This window comes from Sphingomonas vulcanisoli, assembly GCF_011761305.1.
In the GTDB taxonomy this organism is placed as follows: Bacteria; Pseudomonadota; Alphaproteobacteria; order Sphingomonadales; family Sphingomonadaceae; genus Sphingomonas_I; species Sphingomonas_I vulcanisoli.
Genome location: NZ_JAAOZC010000004.1, coordinates 197,739 through 217,043 on the forward strand (window position 1 = coordinate 197,739; position 19,305 = coordinate 217,043).

Below are 19,305 nucleotides of genomic sequence, written 5' to 3' on the forward strand. Positions count from 1 at the left end.
TTCACCCTGAGCTTGTCGAAGGGCTGTTCTTTTTTTCCGCGATTAAAAACAGAACAGTGCTTCGACAGGCTCAGCACAAACGGAGATAGGTGATCGCAGCTTAGAAAATCCCCAGCACCTTTTTCTTCTTCCCGTCCTTGCTGTCATCCCCCGCAGCCTTGGCGCTGTTGTCCGCCTTGGTGCCGACGTCCTTGCGGTCCTTGCCCTTCACCGTGCGCTGCGCGGCAGCCGTGTCGCCTGCCAGCACGGGGCCGCAGGCGGCAGCCTTGGCATCGCCTGGATCGACGAAGGCGATCAGCGCGGCCGGCGGGAACAGTACGCCCAACCCTACTCCGACACCGGCCCGCGCCAGCAATTGCGGCGTGATGATCTGGATCGACGGCGCCGCGAAATGGCCCTTGATGCCGACCGGCGACTGGCCGCTGAACAGGCTGAACTTCTTGGCATCCGCGCGGAAGGCGAAATCGAGCGATTCATCCTGGAAGCTGAAGCCGCCCTTCATCGTCATCACATTGGCCTGCGTATCGATCAGCACCGGATCGGCGGCGGCGATGCCGTTGCGCACCGTGAAGCCGATCAGGCCGCAATTGATCTGCACGGGCTTCTTGAGCTTGTCCTGGAACATGCGCTGCACGAAAACGCCCAGATCGAATTCGCTGAGCTGGGTATACTTCGTCCAGAAGGTGCCCTGCGGCAGGATGATGGCGATGCGGCCGTTCGATGTGGCGAGGCTCTTGCGCAGCGAATCGCCGGTGCCCTTCATCTGGATGCGCGCCTTGATCGTGCCGGTCGTGCCCGCATCGGCCACGCCGAATCGCGCCAGCAGCTTGCCCATCGGCGTTGGCGACATGCGGATATCATAGTCCGTGATCACCGCCGGCACGCGCGCATTGACCGAGATCGTGCTGGTGACATGGCCACCCGCCATGTCGAAATTGAGCGGGCTGAGCGTGAGCAGGGATCGATCGAGCGTCAGCCCCAGCACGATGTTCGAAACCGGGACGAAGGGCTCCTTAATCTCAGCGACCCGATATTTGACGTCCGCATCGAAGGTCTTGATCGAATCGCTGCGCAGCGGCGCATCGGGCAGGATGCGCGGATAATCACCTTTGCCGTGCTGCGTCGTCGCGGCGGCGGTCGCGCCTTTGGTGGCCAGCGCGGTCGGGTTATATCCGATGAACGGGCCGATATCGACGATATCGACGTAGCGCGAGGCGATATCCGCGATCAGCTTGATGCGGCCGCCTTCAAGGATCGGCGTCTCCGGGATCCGCACCGTCAGCGTGCCGGCGAGATCGCTGGCGCCATAGCCGCCGCTCAGCTTGGTAAAGCGCCATTCGTTGCCCACCTTGGTGAGGTGGGAGCGGAGATGATAAGCGCGGGTATCGGGCACGACCACGCCGAGCAGATCGAACAGGTTGCGCAGATTGGCGCCCCGTGCGGCGACCTGCAGATCGGCGCCCTCGATAATCGTGGCGCCAGGAAGCGTGCCCGCGGCATCGAGCCGATCGGTGGCCGCGCGGGCGTGAACCTCGAACTTATTGACGCCGCCCGCCGCGAGCTCGTTTGGGGATTGCTGACTGCCGTAGAAGGTCAGCTTACGCCCGCGCAGCGTGCCATCGCCGGTGAACGTGATCGTGTTGGCGAAGCGATTGTCCTGCGCGTTGATCGTCGCGAAGCTGACATCGGTGCTGAAGAACATCTGCGGATCGCGATAGCGCAGCGTGGTCCCGCTGACCGCGGCGCGCTCGATCAGCGGCATCTGGAACGGGGCGCCCTTGGTGTCGGGCTCGCCGAACGTCCAGGTGTTGGTCTTATGTTTCTTGTCCCACTCCAGATCAACCGCGCCGTCGGTCAGCGTGATCCAGTCGACGTGCTTCTTGCCGAAAATCAGCGGAATTGTCTCGAGGCGAAGATCGATGAGTTTTGACTGGAAGAGGTTGGGTTTGGACGCCCAGGTGGGATTGGAGACCGTCAAGCCCTCGGCCAGAAACTTGATCGCGATGGGATCGAAATAGAGATTGAAGTCGCCGGCCACCTTCGCGTCGCGTTGCGTGTAGCTGCTCGCATAGCGCTCGAACGTGTGCTTCAGGAAGCGCCCGCGCGTCACGAACAAGATCAGCCAGGCGAGGAAGATCAGCCCCAGCAGCGTGGTGAGGATCCCCACGATCGTCGCCGTAGCGGTGTGGAGCGGGCGGGGCGCCGGGCTCCGGACGGTCGGATCGGGGTTTACGGACATATCCATTAGGGCTCTCAACCCGTAATGATCGGGGCAGTTCCGAAGCCGCTGCTCCCCCCGGCCAGGGGAGGATGGAGTCGGTTGCCAACACCGCCCTGTTTATCTATAGGCGCCTGCTTCCAGCGATATCGATGGATTGCCCGGCGAACATGGGCTGCCGCGGCCATCCTCTTTTCCGTCGCTTAACCAGGAGACGAAAATGCCCAAGCTCAAGACGAAGAGCGGCGTCAAGAAGCGCTTCACCCTGACGGCCACTGGCAAGGTGAAGCATGGCGTCGCCGGCAAGCGCCACCGCCTGATCAGCCACAATGCGAAATATATTCGCCAGAACCGCCGCACCGATGTGCTTGCCACGCCCGATACGGTGCGCGTCAAGCTCTGGGCGCCGTACGGCCTGAATTGAGGAACTGATCCATGGCACGTGTCAAAAGGGGTGTTACCACCCACGCCAAGCACAAGCGTATCCTAGAGGATGCGAAGGGCTATTATGGCCGCCGCAAGAACACCATCCGCATCGCCCGCCAGGCGGTGGAGAAGGCCGGGCAATATGCCTATCGCGACCGCAAGGTTAAGAAGCGCACGTTCCGCGGCCTCTGGATCCAGCGCATCAACGCCGCGGTCCGCACCGAGGGCCTGACCTATGGCGTGTTCATGCACGGCCTGAAGCTGGCCGGCGTCACTCTCGATCGCAAGATCCTCGCGGATCTGGCGATGAATGAGGCCGCGACGTTCAGCGCCATCGTTGCGCAGGCGAAGGCCGCGCTTCCCGAAGGAGCGCGGGTGGCGGCTTAAGCTCCGGTAAAACGAAACAATGCGAGGGGCGTCGATCGAGAGATCGACGCCCTTTTCGTTTGATTCGCATGCGGGCTGGATGCAGGTCAACAAATGTGAAGTGGTCGCCGACCCGTAACATTACGGATTGGGATTTTCCGGGACTTTTGACGAACACGGCGCGGCAATCCAGAGGCGCTTGTGATCGACGAACCACCAATCCATCGCGCACCGCAGGGAATCGTGCTCGGCATCGCAATCATGGCCCTCTGCTATTTGGCGATATGGGCGGGGTTCCGGCTGCTCACGCCTGCGCCCGCGCTCCAATGCCGGGCCGGCACGGCAAGCCCACTTTTGCCGACCGCCAAATGTCATAAGGGCCTTCCCGCAAGATCATGTACCTGTTTGCTGCATTAAGGCAGCTGTCGCGCCGCGAAGGCGCGCGACAATCCGTGGTAGAGGCGTTCGCGGCAGACCAGCCCCGCCACGGTGTCGGCGATCAGCGCGGTGGCGAGCAGGGGTAGCAGCAGGGCATGGCTGCCGGTGATCTCGGACAGGATCACCACCGATGTCAGCGGCGCGCGGACGACGCCGGTGAAATAGCCCGCCATGCCGAGCAGCACGACCGCGCCCGCCGGTGCCAGCGGGAACAGCGGCTTGAGCAGATCGCCCAGCCCCGCCCCCACCGCCAGCGATGGCGCGAACACGCCGCCGGGCATTCCCGAAATCGAAGTTGCCAGCGTCGCCAGGGCCTTGGCCGAGCCGAACCAGTGCGGGACGTCGGCGCCTTCGATGATATGGCGCGCAGGTGCGTAGCTCGTGCCCCAGGTCATGCCCGTCGCAACCCCGATCACCGCAACCGTGACGCCGGAGAGAAAGGCAAGCAGGATCGCATGGCGGCGCATCCAGGCGATCGGGCGTATCGGCGACAACGTCATATCGAGCAGCGCGCGCGAGAACAGTCCGCCGGCCAGGCCGCCGGCAATCCCGGCGATCGGCGTGACGATCAGCGCCTGGCGCAGCGGCAGGCCGACCGGCACCACGCCGAAATAAGTGTAATCTCCGGCGATGCCGAGGCTGACCATGCCCGAGACCAGCACCGCGGTCATCACCAGCAAGGTCATGCGCTGATCGTAAGCGGCGGCAAGCTCCTCGATCGCGATCGTCACGCCGGCCAGCGGCGTGTTGAAGGCCGCCGCGACGCCCGCCGCCCCACCCGCCACCATCACCGAGGCCCTGATCGGCACACGGAAGATACGGTGCGCCAAGGCCATGATCGCTGCCGAGACCTGCACGGTCGGCCCCTCACGCCCCGTCGACGCGCCGACGAGCAGGCTCCCCACGGTGAGCCCGAATTTGGCGACCGCGGTCCGCACCGAGACCAGCGACGCCAGCGCGGCCTCCGGATCCTGCCGCGCGACGATCACCTGGGGAATGCCCGAGCCCCGCGCGTCCGGCGCAAAGCGGCGGGTGAGCCAGGCCAGCGCCGTGAAGCCGATCGGCGTAACGATCAGCGGCGCCCACCAGCGGACTTGGGTCAAATGGAGAAAGGTGAGGCTTGCCCAATCGGCCGCCTTGGCGAACAACAATGCGACGAGGCCGAGCGCGATCGCGCCCGAGAGCGTTGCGGCGCGCCGCCGCCAGATCGGCGCCGAGGGGCCATGACGGCGGGTCATCACGCGGATGCGATCGATACGCCGGCGCTGTCGCGCGATTTCCTGGGGAGGATCGGTTACGATCGGCTGGGTCATCCGCCGCGCCCTACCGGCTGGGGCGCGGGCACGCACCCCTCAAAAACGGAAACGCCGGCCCCCGTTCGGAGGGACCGGCGTTGCCGGAGGCAGGATCAGAAGACGTAGTTGAGCTTGATCACGCCGTTGAAGCCCCGCATGTCGCGACCGACGACATAATAGCCGGTGTTGGCGACGGTGGCGTTCTGCGCACCCGCATAAGTGTGGTTGCTGCCCAGATCATAATAGGTCAGTTCCGGGCCGAACGAGACGCGGCTCGCCGCGCCGTTGTGGAAGGGGCGGAACTCGCCACCGATGCCGGCGATCCAGCCCTGCGCGGTGTAGCCGTTGCGGCCCGCGTAGTTCTGCACGCCCGTCGGGCTGTTGAACGCGGCGCTGGCCTTGACCTTGCCGAACGCATAGCCGCCCGTCGCATAGATCAGGCCGTCACCCAGCGTGTAGCCCGCGCGCAGGCGTGCCGAGCCCATCCACTCCATGCGGTTGCGGATGGTGGTGTTCTGCTGGGCGCCGGAGGCGGTGGAGCTGCTGATACTCTCGGTGCCGCGCGTGCGGAGGTAGGAGATATCGCCCTCGGGGCCGAACACCCATTTGCCCGACTGGAAGTTCCAGCCGATCTGGCCGCCGCCGACAAAGCCCGAGCGGTTCAGATTAAGCTGCGAAGGCCGCGCGCCTGAGGCGACCGCTGCCGATGTGCCCGAGCCGATCCCGGTGATGGTCTGGGTACGGCCGTCATCGAAACCGTAGCCGGCGTGGAGACCGCCGTAGGGGCCCGACCAGGTTGGCGCATCGGCAGTCTGCGCCGAAGCCGCGCCCGCAACACCGAGAGCCAGCACGCTGGAAAGCAAAAACTTGTACATCATTTCCGTCCTTGAGAACTTCTTTGGGACGCGCTGAACGCCCTGGATAGGAAAAGGGCGTTGCAGGAATGCAACAGGCTGCAATTAGACGCTAAAAATGCGATAAGCTGAGGCGGAACTATCGATATTCGGTTCTTAGATGAACTCCAGATAAACAAATACTGTATGATTGGCCAAATTATCAAAGTTGTGGATCGATGGATTGACGTTCATCTTAGCGAAAGGTTGCGGATCGCCAGTGATCCGCCCGCCGAAGTAATCGTGCCGCTGCTGCACACTTTTGGCTTTGGCTGCGTTACGCCCCCGTGACGAAATCCATCCCTACTCTCGTAAACAGCTCCGGCGGCGCGGCGGCCCGGCTTGGCGACAAGCTCGCGCCCACGATCAAAGCCGCTTTCGAGCAAGCAGGGCTGACCGCTGAACTCCATATCGTCGCGGGTGCCAAGATCGCGGACGCAGTGTCCGAAGCCGCCGGGGAGGGCGTCGTCGCAGTTGGCGGCGGCGACGGCACGATCGGCTGCGCGGCGGGCGCGATCGTCGATGGCGGCGGGAAGGCGACACTCGCCATCCTGCCGCTGGGTACGCGCAACCATCTTGCAGGAGAGCTCGGCATTCCGGGCGATCTCACCAAGGTCGCCGCGCTGATCGCCGACGGAGCCACGCGCCGCATCGATCTCGCCCGCGTCAACGGCCACGCCTTCGTGAACAACGCTTCCGTGGGCTTCTATCCCGATATGGTCGAGCATCGGGAAGAGATGCAGGCGCGCGGGCTGCCCAAATGGCTCGCCAACTTCCCTGCCGCAGGCCACGTTCTTGGCCGCGCGCGGCATCACCGGCTGCGCCTGCGGCTGGACGGATCGGAGCAGACGGTCCGCACGCCGATGCTGTTCGTCGGCAACAATCGCTATGTGCTCGAGCTGGGTCAGGTCGGCAAGCGCCAGGCGCTCGATGATGGCAAGCTGTCGGTCTATGCGGTGGAAAGCGGCACCCCCGTCCGCCTCGCCTGGATTGCGCTGCGCACCATCCTCGGCCGCGCCGACACCGCGCGCGATTTCGCCGCGCTGGCCGAGGTTAAGGCGTTCGAGGTGGAGGCGCACCAGCGCAGCATCCGCATCGCCATCGACGGCGAAGTCATCCGCCTGCGCAGCCCGCTCCGCTTCACGGTCCAGCCCAAGGCGCTGACGGTGATCGCGACGCCGCTGCCTCCCACCTAACCGCCCAATCGGGCAGCGCGCGCTTGCGCGAAGCGGCCAGCCGGTGCCAAAGGGCGCCCAATCCCTACGGAATCGACGAATGACCGAAATCGGGCACCTGCGCGACCAACTGCTGTCGGACATCACAAGCGCGGACCTCCCCGCACTGGAAGAGGTTCGCGTCCGCGCGCTCGGCAAATCGGGCGCGATCACCGCGCTGCTGAAAACGCTCGGGCAGATGTCGCCCGAGGAGCGCACCGAAAGAGCGCCCGCCATCCAGGCATTGCGCACCAGTGTCTCCGAAGCGATCGAGGCGCGCAAGGCGGCGCTGGAGGCGGCGGCCCTCGATGCGCGGCTGGCGACCGAGACGCTCGACATGACGCTGCCGATCGCGCCCGCGCCGCAGGGCAGCGTCCATCCGGTCAGCCAGGTGATGGACGAGCTTGCTGAAATCTTCGCCGATCTCGGCTTCGCGGTCGCCACCGGGCCCGAGATCGAGGACGACTGGCACAATTTCACCGCGCTCAACATTCCCGAAACGCATCCCGCGCGCGCGATGCACGATACCTTTTACTTCCCCGATGTGGATGGTGAGGGGCGCAAGATGCTGCTCCGCACGCACACTTCGCCGGTGCAGATCCGCACGATGATGAGCGGCCCGCCGCCGATCCGCATCATCGCGCCCGGCCGCACCTATCGTTCGGACAGCGACGCCACGCACACGCCGATGTTCCATCAGGTCGAGGGGCTGGTGATCGATCGCGGCGTCCACCTCGGCCACCTCAAATGGACGCTGGAGACCTTCGTGAAGGCCTTCTTCGAGCGTGAAGATATCGTGCTGCGCCTGCGCCCCAGCTACTTCCCCTTCACCGAGCCTTCGGTGGAGGTCGATGTCGGCTATACGCTGACCAACGGCCGCCGCGTGATCGGCGGCAATCAGCCCGATGGCTGGATGGAGATTCTGGGCTCCGGCATGGTCCATACCAAGGTGATCGAGGCGTGCGGGCTCGATCCCGCCGAATGGCAGGGCTTCGCTTTCGGCTGCGGCATCGATCGGCTGGCGATGCTCAAATATGGCATGGACGATCTGCGTGCTTTCTTCGACGGCGATCTGCGCTGGCTGCGCAACTATGGCTTCCGCGCACTCGACGTGCCGACCTTGAGCGGGGGCGTCGGCGCATGAAGTTCACCCTCAGCTGGCTCAAGGAGCATCTCGATACCGAGGCCGAGCTTGGCGCCGTGATCGAGACGCTGACCAACATCGGCCTTGAAGTCGAAGGCGTCGAGGATCGCGCGGCGAAGCTCAAGGGCTTCACCATCGCCAAGGTGCTAAGCGCCGCACCGCATCCGCAGGCGGACAAATTGCAGGTGTTGAGCGTCGATACCGGCAGCGGCGATCCGCTGCAGGTGGTCTGTGGAGCGCCCAATGCGCGCGCGGGGCTGGTGGGCGTGTTCGGCGCGCCGGGGGCGGTGGTGCCGTCGAACGGCATGGAGCTGCGCGTCGCAGCGATCCGGGGCGTCGAATCGAACGGCATGATGTGCTCACTTCGGGAGCTGGAGCTGGGCGAAAGCCATGACGGCATCGTCGAGCTGCCCGAGGATGCGCCGGTTGGGGTTGCCTATGCCGATTATGCGGCGCTGTCCGATCCGGTGATCGACGTGGCGATTACGCCCAACCGCCAGGATTGCATGGGCGTGCGCGGCATCGCACGCGATCTCGCGGCGACGGGGCTCGGCACGCTCAGGCCACTCGGCGAAGTCTATAAGATGACGGTGAAGCCGGTGGCGGGCGACGAGCCCGGCCCGGACGTGCGTACCGACGATCCGCAGGGCTGCCCGGCTTTCTATGCGCAGGCGGTCTCGGGCGTCAGCAACGGCGCTTCGCCGGAGTGGATACGGAGCAAGCTCGAGGCGATCGGCCAGCGCGCGATTTCGATGCTGGTGGATATCACCAATTTCGTCTCGATCGATCTCGGCCGGCCGCTTCACGTCTATGACCGCGCCAAACTCTCGGGTGCTTTGGTCGCAAGGCGCGCGCAGGATGGCGAGCAAGTGGTGGCGCTCAACGGCAAGACCTATACGCTCGACGCCAGCATGACGGTGATCGCCGACGACGTGCAGGTCCACGATATCGCGGGCATCATGGGCGGCGAGCATTCGGGCGTTTCGGACGGCACCACCGACGTGCTGATCGAATGCGCCTATTTCGAGTCCGAACGCATCGCGCTGACCGGGCAGAAGCTCGGCCTGACCAGCGATGCCCGCTCACGCTTCGAACGCGGCGTTGATCCGGCTTTCCTTGAGGATGGCCTGGCAATCGCCACGCATCTTGTGCTGGAGCATTGCGGCGGCACGCCCAGCGCCGTCACCCGCGCGGGCGAGCCGCCGGCGGGCGTCCGCACCTTCCGCTGCGATCCGGCGCTCACCGCGAAACTGGCGGGGTTCGAGGTGGCGCCCGATCGCCAGCGCGCGATCCTCACCGGCCTCGGCTTCGGGCTCGACGGCAGCTGGACGGTGCGCGTGCCGAGCTGGCGCCGCGATGTCGATGGGCCTGCCGACATCGTCGAAGAGATCGTGCGGATCGAGGGGCTCGATGCCGTGCCCTCCACACCGCTGCCCCGCGCCGAAGGCGTCGCCCGCCCGACGACGACGCCCGAGCAGAAGATCGAGCGCATCCTTCGCCGCACCGCCGCCGCGCGCGGGCTCAACGAGGCGGTGACGTGGAGTTTCCTGCCGGTGGCCGAGGCCGAGGCGTTCGGCGGCGCGCGCTGGGTGTTGGCCAATCCGATCAGCGAGGAGATGAAGGCGATGCGGCCCTCGCTGCTTCCCGGGCTGATCGCGGCAGGCCGCCGCAACCGCGATCGTGGCGCGCAATCGTTGCGCTTGTTCGAAGTCGGTCGCCGCTATCTCGCCGAGGCGGAGCGGCCGACGCTGGGGCTGCTGCTGGCCGGCGATCGCGCCGCGCGGAGCTGGCGGCAGGGCAAGGCGCAGGGTTTCGATGCGTTCGATGCCAAGGCCGAAGCGCTGGCGCTGCTGGCGGCGGCGGGCGCGCCGGTCGATCGGCTGCAGGTGATGGAAGCCGTAGGCGGCTGGTGGCATCCGGGCCGTTCGGGATCGCTGCGGCTGGGGCCGAAGACGATCGTCGCCGAATTCGGTGAGCTCCACCCGGCCTTGCTCAAACGCTTCGATCTCGATGGCCCGGCGGTCGCCGCTGAGCTGTATCTCGATGCCCTGCCCGCCAAGCGCGACGGCGGCCGGATGCGCCCCGCTTATGCCCCGCCCGCGCTGCAGGCCGTGACGCGCGACTTCGCCTTCGTGGCGCCGGCCGATCTGGCGGCGGACAGCCTGCTGCGCGCCGTGAAGGGCGCGGACAAGGCAGTGATCGTCGATGCCGAATTGTTCGACGTGTTCGTCGGCGGCGGGCTGGCCGAGGGCGAGAAGAGCCTGGCGCTGAGCGTAACGCTGCAGCCGGGCGAGAAGAGCTTTACCGACGCGGAGCTGCAGGCGGTGGCGGCAAAGGTTGTGGCTGCGGCGGAGAAGGTTGGCGCGCGGTTGCGGGCTTAATATCTAGCCCCTCCCTTTTTAGGGAGGGGTTGGGGTGGGTGCGAGCGAAGCGAGCTCCGCCGCTTACCTCTAAAGCGCCGCCGGGGCATCGAGCCCCGTCGCCGCTACCCCACCCCCAACCCCTCCCCTGAAGGGGAGGGGCTTTAATTCTCACCCCCGCACCAAAAACACCGCATGTTCGGCGCGCAAATTTGCCGCCGTATCCCCGATCCGCCGATTCCCGGCGAGGAACCACGCGCCTTCCACCGTGATCCCCCGTTCCGCGACGAAGGCGCGGAAATCGTCGATCGTCAGTTGGTGGATGTTCTGTGTCTCATACCAGCTGACCGGCAGCGCGGGCGTCACCGGCATCCTCCCCCCCCAGAACAGCCCCCAGCGCACGCGCCAGTAAGCGAAATTGGGAAAGGAAACGAAGGCCGCTTTGCCGATCCGCAGCAGCTCGGTCAGCACCGCATCGGGGGCCCGCGCCGTCTGCAGCGTCTGGCTCAGGATGGCAACATCGAAGCTTTTGTCGGGATAGAAGCCGAGGTCGGTATCGGCATCGCCCTGCACCACCGAAAGCCCGCGCGCGACGCTCAGCGAGACGTTGACCGGATCGATCTCCAAACCGCGCACATCGGCATTACGGGAGTCCCGCAGCTCGGCCATCAGCGCGCCATCGCCGCAGCCGATATCAAGCACCCGCGCACCCGGCGCGACATGCTCGGCAATGATCGCGAGGTCCGGGCGGAGGTTCACAAATCCTCCCCGGCACGGGGAGGGGGACCGCTCGCGCAGCGAGGGGTGGAGGGGGCTCTCCACCTGCGCTGCGCTTCGCCGAGCGCCCCCTCCACCAGCCTGCGGCTGGTCCCCCTCCCCGTGCCGGGGAGGATCATAGTCCCGCCCTCAAAAAACCATCGATCACGCGCGAAAGCTCGGGCACGTCGAGCAGGAAGCTGTCGTGGCCGAAGGGCGCCGAGAGTTCGACGAAGCTCGCCTTGGCACCGGCAGCGGTCAGCGCGTGGACGATCGCGCGGCTGTCGCTGGTCGGATAGAGCCAATCGGTATCGAAGCTGACGATGCAGAAGCGCGTTGCGGTGCCGCGAAAGGCATCGGCCAGCCGCCCGCCATGCTCCTCGGCAACGTCATAATAATCCATCGCGCGGGTGATATAGAGATAGGAGTTGGCATCGAAGCGATCGGTGAAGCTCAGCCCCTGATGGCGCAGATAGCTTTCCACCTGAAAATCGGCATCGAAACCGAAGCCGACGGACTCGCGCTTCTGCAGCCGCCGTCCGAATTTCTCGGTCAGCCCCGCCTCCGAGAGATAGGTGATGTGCGCCGCCATCCGCGCGACCGCGAGGCCCGCTGACGGCCCCTCGGCCTGCCCGTAATAGTCACCGCCGCGCCAGTTGGGATCGGCCATGATCGCCTGGCGCCCAACCTCATGGAAGGCGATGTTCTGCGCGGAGTGGCGCGCCGTCGAGGCGATCACCACCGCCGATCGCACCCGCGCCGGATAGGTCGCCGCCCATTCGATCACCTGCATCCCGCCCATCGATCCACCGACCACGGCGGCCAGGCTCCAGATGCCGAGATGATCGAGCAGCAGCGCCTGCGCGCGCACCATGTCGCGGATGGTGATCACCGGAAAGCGCATTGCATAGGGCGTGCCGGTCACGGGATCGGCGCTCGCCGGGCCGGAGCTGCCCATGCAGGAGCCGAGCACATTGGCGCAGACGATGAAATTCCGCGCGGGATCGATCGGTTTGCCGGGCCCGACCATGCGCGCCCACCAGCCCGGCTTGCCCGTGCGGGGATGGTTGGAAGCAACATGCTGATCGCCGGTCAGCGCGTGGCAGATCAGGATGGCGTTGGAGGCGTCTGCATCGAGCGTGCCATAGGTCTCATAGCCGACCTCGATCTGCGACAGAGACGCGCCGCCGTCGAGCGCCAGCGGCCCGGGCAGCACGATATGGCGCGCCAGGCCGAAGCGTTGATCGTCAGGGGGGCTCACCGCCAGCATGGCGCGCGGGCTACGCGCGTGGCCCCGCCTCCGTCAATGCGAGGGAGCATCCGTTCGTGCCGAGCTTGTGGAAGCACCGCCCTTCTTTTCCGATCCTCGCGAAGAAAGACGATCCTTCGACAGGGTCAGGATGAACGGGCCTTTTTGGGTTATCGAATTTCGCGAAAAACCCCTCTACACGCCCGCGCATGACCAAGCCCCTCCACGATCGCATCGCTCTTGTCACCGGCGCCTCGCGCGGCATCGGCGCGGCCACGGCACAAGCCCTCGGCGCCCAGGGCGCGCATGTCATCCTCGTCGCGCGGACCAGTGGTGGGCTGGAGGAGACCGAGGAGGCGATCCACGCGGCCGGCGGCACCGCGACGATCGCGCCGGTCGATCTGGTCGATGGCGATTCGATCGGGCGCTTGGCGGCGGCGGTGCAGGAGCGGTGGGGAAAGCTCGATATTCTCGTCCTCAACGCGGCGATGCTCGGCACGCTGACCTCGGTCGCGCAGATCGATCAGAAAGAATTCTCCCGGCTGTTGACGCTCAACGTCGGCGCGCCGCAGGCTTTGCTCGCGGCGTTCGATCCCCTGCTCCGCGCCGCCGAGCATCCGCGCGTGATCGGGCTGACCTCCAGCGTCGGTTCGCAGCCGCGGCCCTATTGGGGCGGCTATGGCGCTTCCAAGGCAGCGCTGGAGATGCTGTTGCTCAGCTATGCCGAAGAATTGCGCAACCTGCGCGATCTGCGCGTGGCGATCGTCGATCCCGGCGCGACCCGCACCGCGATGCGCGCGCTGGCGTTTCCCGGAGAGGATCCCGCAAAGTTGAAGGGCCCGGAGATCGTCGGCGAGGCGATCGCACGGCTGCTGATCGACGATTTCGCGACGGGAAGGCTCGTGCGGTTAAATTAAATCCTCCCCGGCACGAGGAGGTGGCAGGCCGAAGGCCTGACGGAGGGGGCTATCCATTGAGCGCAACGCTCGTTGTGAGCCCCCTCCACCATGCTGCGCATGGCCCCCCCGTACCGGGGAGGATTGCAAATCAACGCTTCTGACCGGCGCCGACCACGCCACGCAGGAAAGGCGCGCGATCAGCGGGAGGAAGCGCGCGGAGTGCCTGCAGGACGTGATCGTCGGCACGTACCCGCATCTGCGCGTTCAGCCCCTCGCTCTGCTTGAGCAGGCCTGCGAACTTATCGACATCCACGTTGGCGCCCGCGATCGCGGTGAGGATCTGCCGCGCGACACCCTGCTGCTGCTGGGCGAGCTGCTGGAGAACCGGATCGCGCTGCCCCTGCAGCCGCGTCAGCGTGGCGTTGCCAGCGGCGGAAACGCCGGGAATGTTGACCGGCGGCGGCGCGGCTGGCTTGGCGAGCTGCGCGGGCGGCACCTGCGCCAGCGCCGGCGTGGCGGCTGCGATGGTAATGGCCAGTGCGGCGCGGATGGATGCCTTCATAGTCTGTGTCTCCTCAACGGTGGCGCCTCATAGGCCTGCGGGGCACAACGCGCAAAGCGGGGTTAGTGCCGATCCGGTGTTGAGCGGGGCGCGGGCTTCCGGCAAAGCGGCGCGATGAAAGACCTGCCCTATCGCCCCGCCGTCGGCATCATGCTCCTCAACCGCGAGGGCAAGGTCTTCGTCGGCCAGCGGATCGATTCGACGGCGGAGGCCTGGCAGATGCCGCAGGGGGGGATCGACAAGGGCGAGGAGCCGGGCGCGGCGGTGCGGCGCGAGCTGGAAGAGGAAACCGGCATCGCGCCCGATCTGGTCGAGATCATCGCCGAAGCGCCCAAGCAGCTCGATTACGATCTGCCCGATGACTTGGTCGCCAAGCTCTGGAAGGGCAAATATCGCGGCCAGCGCCAGACCTGGTATCTGGCGCGCTATCTGGGCACGGACGATCAGATCGATCTCGCAACCGAGCACCCTGAATTCAACGCCTGGCGCTGGGTCGCGCCCGATCAGCTGCCCGAGCTGATCGTGCCCTTCAAGCGCAAGCTCTACGAAGCGGTGCTTGCCAGCTTCGTCAGCGAACTGGCGCGTGGCTAAGATAAACGAGGCCGAGGCTGCGGCGCGGCTTGCCGAGCTGGCCGATGCCATCGCGCACCACAACCGGCTCTATCACGATCAGGACGCGCCCGAGATTTCGGATGCGGACTATGATGCGCTGGTCCGCGAAAATGCCGCGCTGGAGAAGGCGTTTCCCGCGCTGGTCCGCGCCGACAGCCCTTCGGCGGCGGTGGGCGCGGCCCCCTCCTCCGCGCTCGCCAAGGTCCGCCACGCGCGACCGATGCTCAGCCTCGATAATGCGTTCAGCGATGAGGAGGTGGAGGAGTTCGTCGCCCGCGTCCGCCGCTTCCTGCGGCTGGCGGACGACGAACCGGTGGTGCTAACCGCCGAACCCAAGATCGATGGCCTCTCCTGCTCGCTCCGCTACGAGCGCCGCACGCTGGTGCAGGCGGCGACGCGCGGCGATGGCCAGGTCGGCGAGGACGTCACCGCCAACGCTGCTTATGTGACGGGCATCCCGCAGCGCCTTCCTGACGATGCGCCCGATCTGTTTGAGATCCGCGGCGAGGTCTATATGGCGAAGGAGGATTTCGCCGCACTGAACGCCCGCCTGCTCGCCGAAGCCGACGATCCCGCCAAGGCCCGCCAGTTCGCCAATCCCCGCAACGCCGCTGCCGGTTCGCTGCGCCAGAAAGAGGCCGCCGTCACCGCGTCGCGGCCGCTGCGCTTCCTCGTCCACGGCTGGGGCGAAACCTCGGCGCTGCCCGCCAATACGCAGGCCGGGGTGATGGATGCGATCGACGGCTGGGGCTTCGCGGCCAACGATCTGCGTGTGCTCTGCCGGACCACCGCCGATGTGCTCGATCATTATCGCAAGATCGAAAGGCTGCGCGCCGATCTGCCGTTCGATATCGATGGTGTGGTCTACAAGGTCGATCGGCTCGATTGGCAGGAGCGGCTATCCTATATCGGCCGCGCGCCGCGCTGGGCGATCGCGCACAAATTCCCGCCGCAGCAGGCGGAGACAACGCTGGAGCGGATCGATATCCAGGTCGGCCGCACCGGCAAGCTCACCCCCGTCGCGCGGCTGACGCCGGTTACGGTCGGCGGCGTCGTCGTCACCAACGCAACCTTGCATAACGCCGACGAGATCGAGCGGCTGGGTGTGCGCCCGGGCGACCGTGTCCGCCTGCAGCGCGCGGGCGACGTCATCCCGCAGATCGTCGCCAACCTGACCAAGGACGAACCGCGCGACGCTTGGACCTTCCCCACCGAATGCCCCGAATGCAGATCGGCGGCCGAGCGCGAGATCGGGGAGGTTGATTATCGCTGCACCGGTGGCCTGATCTGCCCCGCCCAGCGCGTCGAACGCCTGCGTCATTATGCGTCGCGTCACGCGCTCGATATCGAGGGGCTGGGCATCACCAATATCGAGAGCTTCTTCCGGGACGGGCTGATCGCCACCCCCGCCGACATCTATCGCCTCCGCAAGGAACAGTTGCTCGAACGCGAGCGCTGGGCGGAAATCTCCGCCTCCAACCTGATCGCCGCGATCGACGCCAAGCGCGCACCGCCGCTCGATCGCTTTCTGTTCGGGCTCGGCATCCGCCATGTCGGCGAGGTCACCGCGCGCGATCTCGCCAAGCGCTGGGGCACGATGGCGGCGCTGCTGGCCATGACCGCCGACGCCGCCGTGGCGCGCGACGCGATGGCGCAAGCGGTGGGCGAGACGGATGAGAAGTTCGCGGTCCGGCAGGCCAAGGAATTGGCCGCGATCATCGATACGCCGCAGGTCGGCCCCGAGGTCGCACAGGCGCTGATCGATTTCTTCGCCGAGCCGCACAATAAGGAAGCGGTCGCCGATCTGCTCGGCCAGGTCGCACCCGAACCCTTCGTCTTCGAAACAAAAGCCTCCGAGGTCTCCGGCAAGACGGTGGTCTTCACCGGCAAGCTCGAAACGATGAGCCGCGACGAGGCCAAGGCGCAGGCGGAGCGGCTGGGTGCCAAGGCGGCCGGATCGGTTTCGGCCAAGACCGATCTCGTCGTCGCCGGCCCCGGCGCGGGATCGAAGCTCAAGGAGGCCGCGAAGCACGATATCCCCGTGATCGACGAAGCGGCCTGGGCCGAAATCGTCCGTAACGCGGGGTGAGTCACCTTTGTTGACCAAGCTTTACTTGCATCAAGGAACGCGGCGCGCGAAAGCATGACGATGGCCAGCCTCGCGCCGCGACGCATCCCCCTGCTGCCGTTGGCAGGCCTCGGCGTCACGCTGCTGGCAGGGATCGGTGCGATCCTGATCAGCCGCGGCGTCGCGGTTTCCAATCGCTGGGTGGATCACACGGTCCGCGTGCAGGTCGGCATCATCCAGCTGCTGGAGCGGCTGACTGCCGAGGACGCGGGCATGCGCGGCTACATGCTGCGCGGTGATCCCAAGATGCGGGAGGAGACACGCGAGGCGCATACGGGTGTCATCGAACAGATGCGCGCGCTTCGCGCCGATACCGCCGATAATCCGGTTCGTAAGGCCCAGCTGGATCGGTTGGTGCCGCTCATCGAGGCGCGTTGGCGCTTCGCCGAGGGCCGTATCGCGGTCCGCGAAAAGCTCAAAGGTCCGCCGCCGCCCGTCAGCGCGACGCGACTCGGTGCCGGGCAGACGATCGCCGAAATCCGAGACACGCTGAAAGCCATGTTCGCTGAAGAACAGAGCCTGCTCAGCGAGCGCCAGCACCGGACGCAGTTGCTCACCACCTGGCTTTCGGTGGCGCTGGCGGGGACGGTGTTCCTGGTGGTGATCGTCGCCTATCTCACCGCCAGCGATGCGCGCAGCCGCTACATATCGCTCCACGCCGCCCATCGCGAGGCGCGCGCCGCGATCGTCGCCGCCCGTGCCGAGATGGCGGCGCGCGAGGAAGCCGAATCGCAGCTGCGCCAGATGCAGAAGATCGAATCGATCGGCCAGCTCACCGGCGGCATCGCGCATGATTTCAACAATATGCTCGCGGTCATTCTCGGCAGCCTCGAGCTTGCCCAGCGCCGCGCCGCCGATCCCGATCGGCTGGCCCGCCATCTGATCGACGCGCGCGAGGGCGCCGAACGCGCCGCGACGCTCGTCACCCGCCTGCTCGCTTTCTCGCGGCGACAGTCGCTGGCGCCGGCGATCATCGATCCCCAGGCGCTGATCGAATCCATGCTCGATATGCTCGATCGCACCTTGGGCGATCCGATCGCGATCCGCACCGCCTTCGAAGGCGAGCCCTGGCGCATCTATGCCGATCCGCTGCAACTCGAAAACGCGGTGCTCAACCTTGCGGTCAATGCCCGCGATGCGATGGGCGGCCGGGGCACGATCACCGTCTCCACCAACAACCTGCCCTTCGCCGAGGCGACGCATTATGGCCGGCTGGAGATCGCGGCGGGCCACTATGTCGAGATCGCGGTCGGCGATACCGGCACGGGCATGACCGAGGAGGTGCGCGAGCGCGCCTTCGATCCCTTCTTCACCACCAAAGCGGTCGGCAAGGGCACGGGGTTGGGGCTCAGCCAGGTGTTCGGCTTCGTCAAGCAATCGGGCGGCCATGTGCTGATCGATACCGTGCTCGGCACGGGCACCACGGTGCGCATACTGCTGCCCCGCTTTGAAGGCGAGCTTGCCGTGGATACCATCGAAACACCCTCGCCCGCCACGGTCGCCGGAGGCGCGAGCGGCCGGGTGCTGGTGGTGGAGGATGACGATCGCGTCCGCCAATTCTCCTGCGATGCGCTGCGCGAGCTGGGGTACGAGCCCGTCGCCACCGCCGATGGCGCCCAGGCGCTGGCGATCATCGCGGAGGATGCCGAGATCGCGATGGTGTTCAGCGATGTCGTGATGCCGGTGATGAGCGGCCCCGAGCTGGCGGCCGAGGCGCGGCGGCTGCGCCCCGATCTGCCGATCCTGTTCACCACCGGCTACGCGCATGACGGATCGGACCCGCTGCTCGAAACCGGCCAGACCATGCTCGCCAAGCCCTTCACGATCGATCAGCTGGCGGAAAAGCTGCGCGAAGCAGCGGGGCGGTAGGCACATCCTCCCCGGCACGGGGAAGTATTATGTTCGTTCAGCTTCACTCTCCTAAGCTCCGCCAAAAGGAGATTGAGAGAGATGCGCCTGCTTCCCCTGGCTTTGCTGACGGCCCTTGCCACCCCGGCCTTCGCCGCCGACCCGCCGCCGGTAAACTCCGGCGCCACCCGGCTTGAGTTGGACGCGACCGGCGAGGTGACGCGCACGCCGGACGTGGTGCAGATCACCGCCGGGGTCGTCACGCAAAGCGCCAATGCCGCGCGCGCTCTCGCCGACAATGCCGAGCGCATGACCGCGACGATCGCCGCCCTGCGCCGCGCGGGCGTTGCGCCCAGCGATCTCCAGACCAGCGCGATCAGGCTGCAGCCGCAATATCGCTACACCGATGGGCAGCCGCCCGCGATCATCGCCTATCAGGCGACCAACCAGGTCGCGGTACGGCTCCACGATGTCGCCGGATCGGGCAAGGTGCTGGATGCCCTCGTCGCGGCGGGCGCCAACCAGATCGACGGGCCGAACCTCGGCATCGACAAGCCTGAGGCGGCGCTCGACGAAGCCCGCGTCCAGGCGCTGACCACCGCCCGCGCCCGCGCCGAGCTTTACGCGAAGGCTGCAGGCCTCCACGTCCGCCGCATCGCGCAAATCAGCGAGAGCGGCAGCGACGCGCCGGTGATCCGGCCGATGGCGATGATGGCAATGGCCAAGCGCGCCGATACGCCGATCGAGGCGGGCGAGAGCAAGCTGAGCGTGACGCTGCATGTGACGTTCGAATTGGATTAAACACCCCTACAAATCCCCTTCGTGCTGAGCCTGTCGAAGCACCGTCCTTCTCTGCGACGGTGAAGAAAGTGCAGCCCTTCGACAGGCTCAGGGCGA

General features: G+C 66.3%; 16 protein-coding genes. 10 read left to right on the forward strand and 6 right to left on the reverse strand.

What is annotated here, in order from left to right:
- Positions 1-100: 100 nt before the first annotated feature.
- Positions 101-2,245, reverse strand: coding sequence for an AsmA family protein (locus FHS31_RS09775; protein WP_167073191.1), 2,145 nt, complete (start codon positions 2,243-2,245; stop codon positions 101-103).
- Positions 2,246-2,438: 193 nt separating this feature from the next.
- Between FHS31_RS09775 and rpmI the strand changes: the two genes are divergently transcribed.
- Positions 2,439-2,642 (forward strand): 50S ribosomal protein L35, encoded by a 204-nt coding sequence (rpmI, locus tag FHS31_RS09780; protein WP_167073192.1) that lies wholly within the window; start codon positions 2,439-2,441, stop codon positions 2,640-2,642.
- Between the two features lie 11 nt (positions 2,643-2,653).
- Positions 2,654-3,031, forward strand: a complete 378-nt coding sequence (rplT, locus tag FHS31_RS09785; protein ID WP_167073193.1) for a 50S ribosomal protein L20 — start codon at positions 2,654-2,656, stop codon at positions 3,029-3,031.
- A gap of 392 nt (positions 3,032-3,423) precedes the next feature.
- On the opposite strand, the gene FHS31_RS09790 is transcribed toward rplT, so the two are convergent.
- Positions 3,424-4,761 carry a chloride channel protein gene (locus FHS31_RS09790; protein ID WP_425057213.1) on the reverse strand — a complete coding sequence of 446 codons (1,338 nt, stop codon included), beginning with the start codon at positions 4,759-4,761 and terminating at the stop codon, positions 3,424-3,426.
- A 95-nt stretch (positions 4,762-4,856) separates the two neighbouring features.
- Entirely contained in the window at positions 4,857-5,621 is a 765-nt protein-coding gene (locus tag FHS31_RS09795; protein ID WP_167073194.1) for an outer membrane protein, read from the reverse strand.
- A 302-nt stretch (positions 5,622-5,923) separates the two neighbouring features.
- On the opposite strand from FHS31_RS09795, the gene FHS31_RS09800 reads away from it, so the two are divergent.
- The 3 genes from FHS31_RS09800 (at position 5,924) to pheT (ending at position 10,375) form a co-directional block, all read left to right on the forward strand.
- Positions 5,924-6,832 (forward strand): diacylglycerol kinase family protein, encoded by a 909-nt coding sequence (locus tag FHS31_RS09800; RefSeq protein ID WP_167073195.1) that lies wholly within the window; start codon positions 5,924-5,926, stop codon positions 6,830-6,832.
- A 79-nt stretch (positions 6,833-6,911) separates the two neighbouring features.
- Entirely contained in the window at positions 6,912-7,994 is a 1,083-nt protein-coding gene (gene pheS / locus FHS31_RS09805; RefSeq protein WP_167073196.1) for a phenylalanine--tRNA ligase subunit alpha, read from the forward strand.
- Positions 7,991-10,375 (forward strand): phenylalanine--tRNA ligase subunit beta, encoded by a 2,385-nt coding sequence (pheT, locus tag FHS31_RS09810; RefSeq protein WP_167073197.1) that lies wholly within the window; start codon positions 7,991-7,993, stop codon positions 10,373-10,375. Before pheS ends, pheT begins: the two co-directional genes overlap by 4 nt.
- Positions 10,376-10,525: 150 nt before the next feature.
- Here the strand turns inward: pheT and metW are convergent, their stop codons facing one another.
- A complete protein-coding gene (metW, locus tag FHS31_RS09815; protein WP_167073198.1) occupies positions 10,526-11,113 on the reverse strand; it encodes a methionine biosynthesis protein MetW in 588 nt (195 codons plus the stop codon).
- A 133-nt stretch (positions 11,114-11,246) separates the two neighbouring features.
- Positions 11,247-12,380, reverse strand: a complete 1,134-nt coding sequence (metX, locus tag FHS31_RS09820) for a homoserine O-acetyltransferase MetX (RefSeq protein ID WP_167073199.1) — start codon at positions 12,378-12,380, stop codon at positions 11,247-11,249.
- A gap of 188 nt (positions 12,381-12,568) precedes the next feature.
- Between metX and FHS31_RS09825 the strand changes: the two genes are divergently transcribed.
- Positions 12,569-13,276: an SDR family NAD(P)-dependent oxidoreductase gene (locus tag FHS31_RS09825; protein ID WP_167073200.1), complete on the forward strand. Its 708-nt coding sequence runs from the start codon at positions 12,569-12,571 to the stop codon at positions 13,274-13,276.
- A gap of 130 nt (positions 13,277-13,406) precedes the next feature.
- Here the strand turns inward: FHS31_RS09825 and FHS31_RS09830 are convergent, their stop codons facing one another.
- Positions 13,407-13,820: a hypothetical protein gene (locus FHS31_RS09830; RefSeq protein ID WP_167073201.1), complete on the reverse strand. Its 414-nt coding sequence runs from the start codon at positions 13,818-13,820 to the stop codon at positions 13,407-13,409.
- A 114-nt stretch (positions 13,821-13,934) separates the two neighbouring features.
- Here FHS31_RS09830 and FHS31_RS09835 point away from each other — a divergent pair, with 114 nt between their 5' ends.
- From FHS31_RS09835 to FHS31_RS09850, 4 genes are all read left to right on the forward strand, one after another.
- Positions 13,935-14,411 (forward strand): RNA pyrophosphohydrolase, encoded by a 477-nt coding sequence (locus FHS31_RS09835; protein WP_167073202.1) that lies wholly within the window; start codon positions 13,935-13,937, stop codon positions 14,409-14,411.
- On the forward strand, positions 14,404-16,521 hold the full coding sequence (gene ligA / locus FHS31_RS09840) for an NAD-dependent DNA ligase LigA (protein ID WP_167073203.1): 2,118 nt from the start codon (positions 14,404-14,406) through the stop codon (positions 16,519-16,521). Before FHS31_RS09835 ends, ligA begins: the two co-directional genes overlap by 8 nt.
- A 60-nt stretch (positions 16,522-16,581) precedes the next feature.
- Positions 16,582-18,429, forward strand: coding sequence for a CHASE3 domain-containing protein (locus tag FHS31_RS09845; RefSeq protein ID WP_167073204.1), 1,848 nt, complete (start codon positions 16,582-16,584; stop codon positions 18,427-18,429).
- Between the two features lie 81 nt (positions 18,430-18,510).
- Positions 18,511-19,209: an SIMPL domain-containing protein gene (locus FHS31_RS09850; RefSeq protein ID WP_208408649.1), complete on the forward strand. Its 699-nt coding sequence runs from the start codon at positions 18,511-18,513 to the stop codon at positions 19,207-19,209.
- Positions 19,210-19,305 lie beyond the last annotated feature (96 nt).

Coding starts and splice junctions, on each gene's coding strand:
- FHS31_RS09775 (WP_167073191.1), bottom strand. CDS start 2,245: ATGGATATGTCCGTAAACCCCGATCCGACCGTCCGGAGCCCGGCGCCC.
- rpmI (WP_167073192.1), top strand. CDS start 2,439: ATGCCCAAGCTCAAGACGAAGAGCGGCGTCAAGAAGCGCTTCACCCTG.
- rplT (WP_167073193.1), top strand. CDS start 2,654: ATGGCACGTGTCAAAAGGGGTGTTACCACCCACGCCAAGCACAAGCGT.
- FHS31_RS09790 (WP_425057213.1), bottom strand. CDS start 4,761: ATGACCCAGCCGATCGTAACCGATCCTCCCCAGGAAATCGCGCGACAG.
- FHS31_RS09795 (WP_167073194.1), bottom strand. CDS start 5,621: ATGATGTACAAGTTTTTGCTTTCCAGCGTGCTGGCTCTCGGTGTTGCG.
- pheS (WP_167073196.1), top strand. CDS start 6,912: ATGACCGAAATCGGGCACCTGCGCGACCAACTGCTGTCGGACATCACA.
- pheT (WP_167073197.1), top strand. CDS start 7,991: ATGAAGTTCACCCTCAGCTGGCTCAAGGAGCATCTCGATACCGAGGCC.
- metX (WP_167073199.1), bottom strand. CDS start 12,380: ATGCTGGCGGTGAGCCCCCCTGACGATCAACGCTTCGGCCTGGCGCGC.
- FHS31_RS09825 (WP_167073200.1), top strand. CDS start 12,569: ATGACCAAGCCCCTCCACGATCGCATCGCTCTTGTCACCGGCGCCTCG.
- FHS31_RS09830 (WP_167073201.1), bottom strand. CDS start 13,820: ATGAAGGCATCCATCCGCGCCGCACTGGCCATTACCATCGCAGCCGCC.
- FHS31_RS09835 (WP_167073202.1), top strand. CDS start 13,935: ATGAAAGACCTGCCCTATCGCCCCGCCGTCGGCATCATGCTCCTCAAC.
- FHS31_RS09845 (WP_167073204.1), top strand. CDS start 16,582: ATGGCCAGCCTCGCGCCGCGACGCATCCCCCTGCTGCCGTTGGCAGGC.
- FHS31_RS09850 (WP_208408649.1), top strand. CDS start 18,511: ATGCGCCTGCTTCCCCTGGCTTTGCTGACGGCCCTTGCCACCCCGGCC.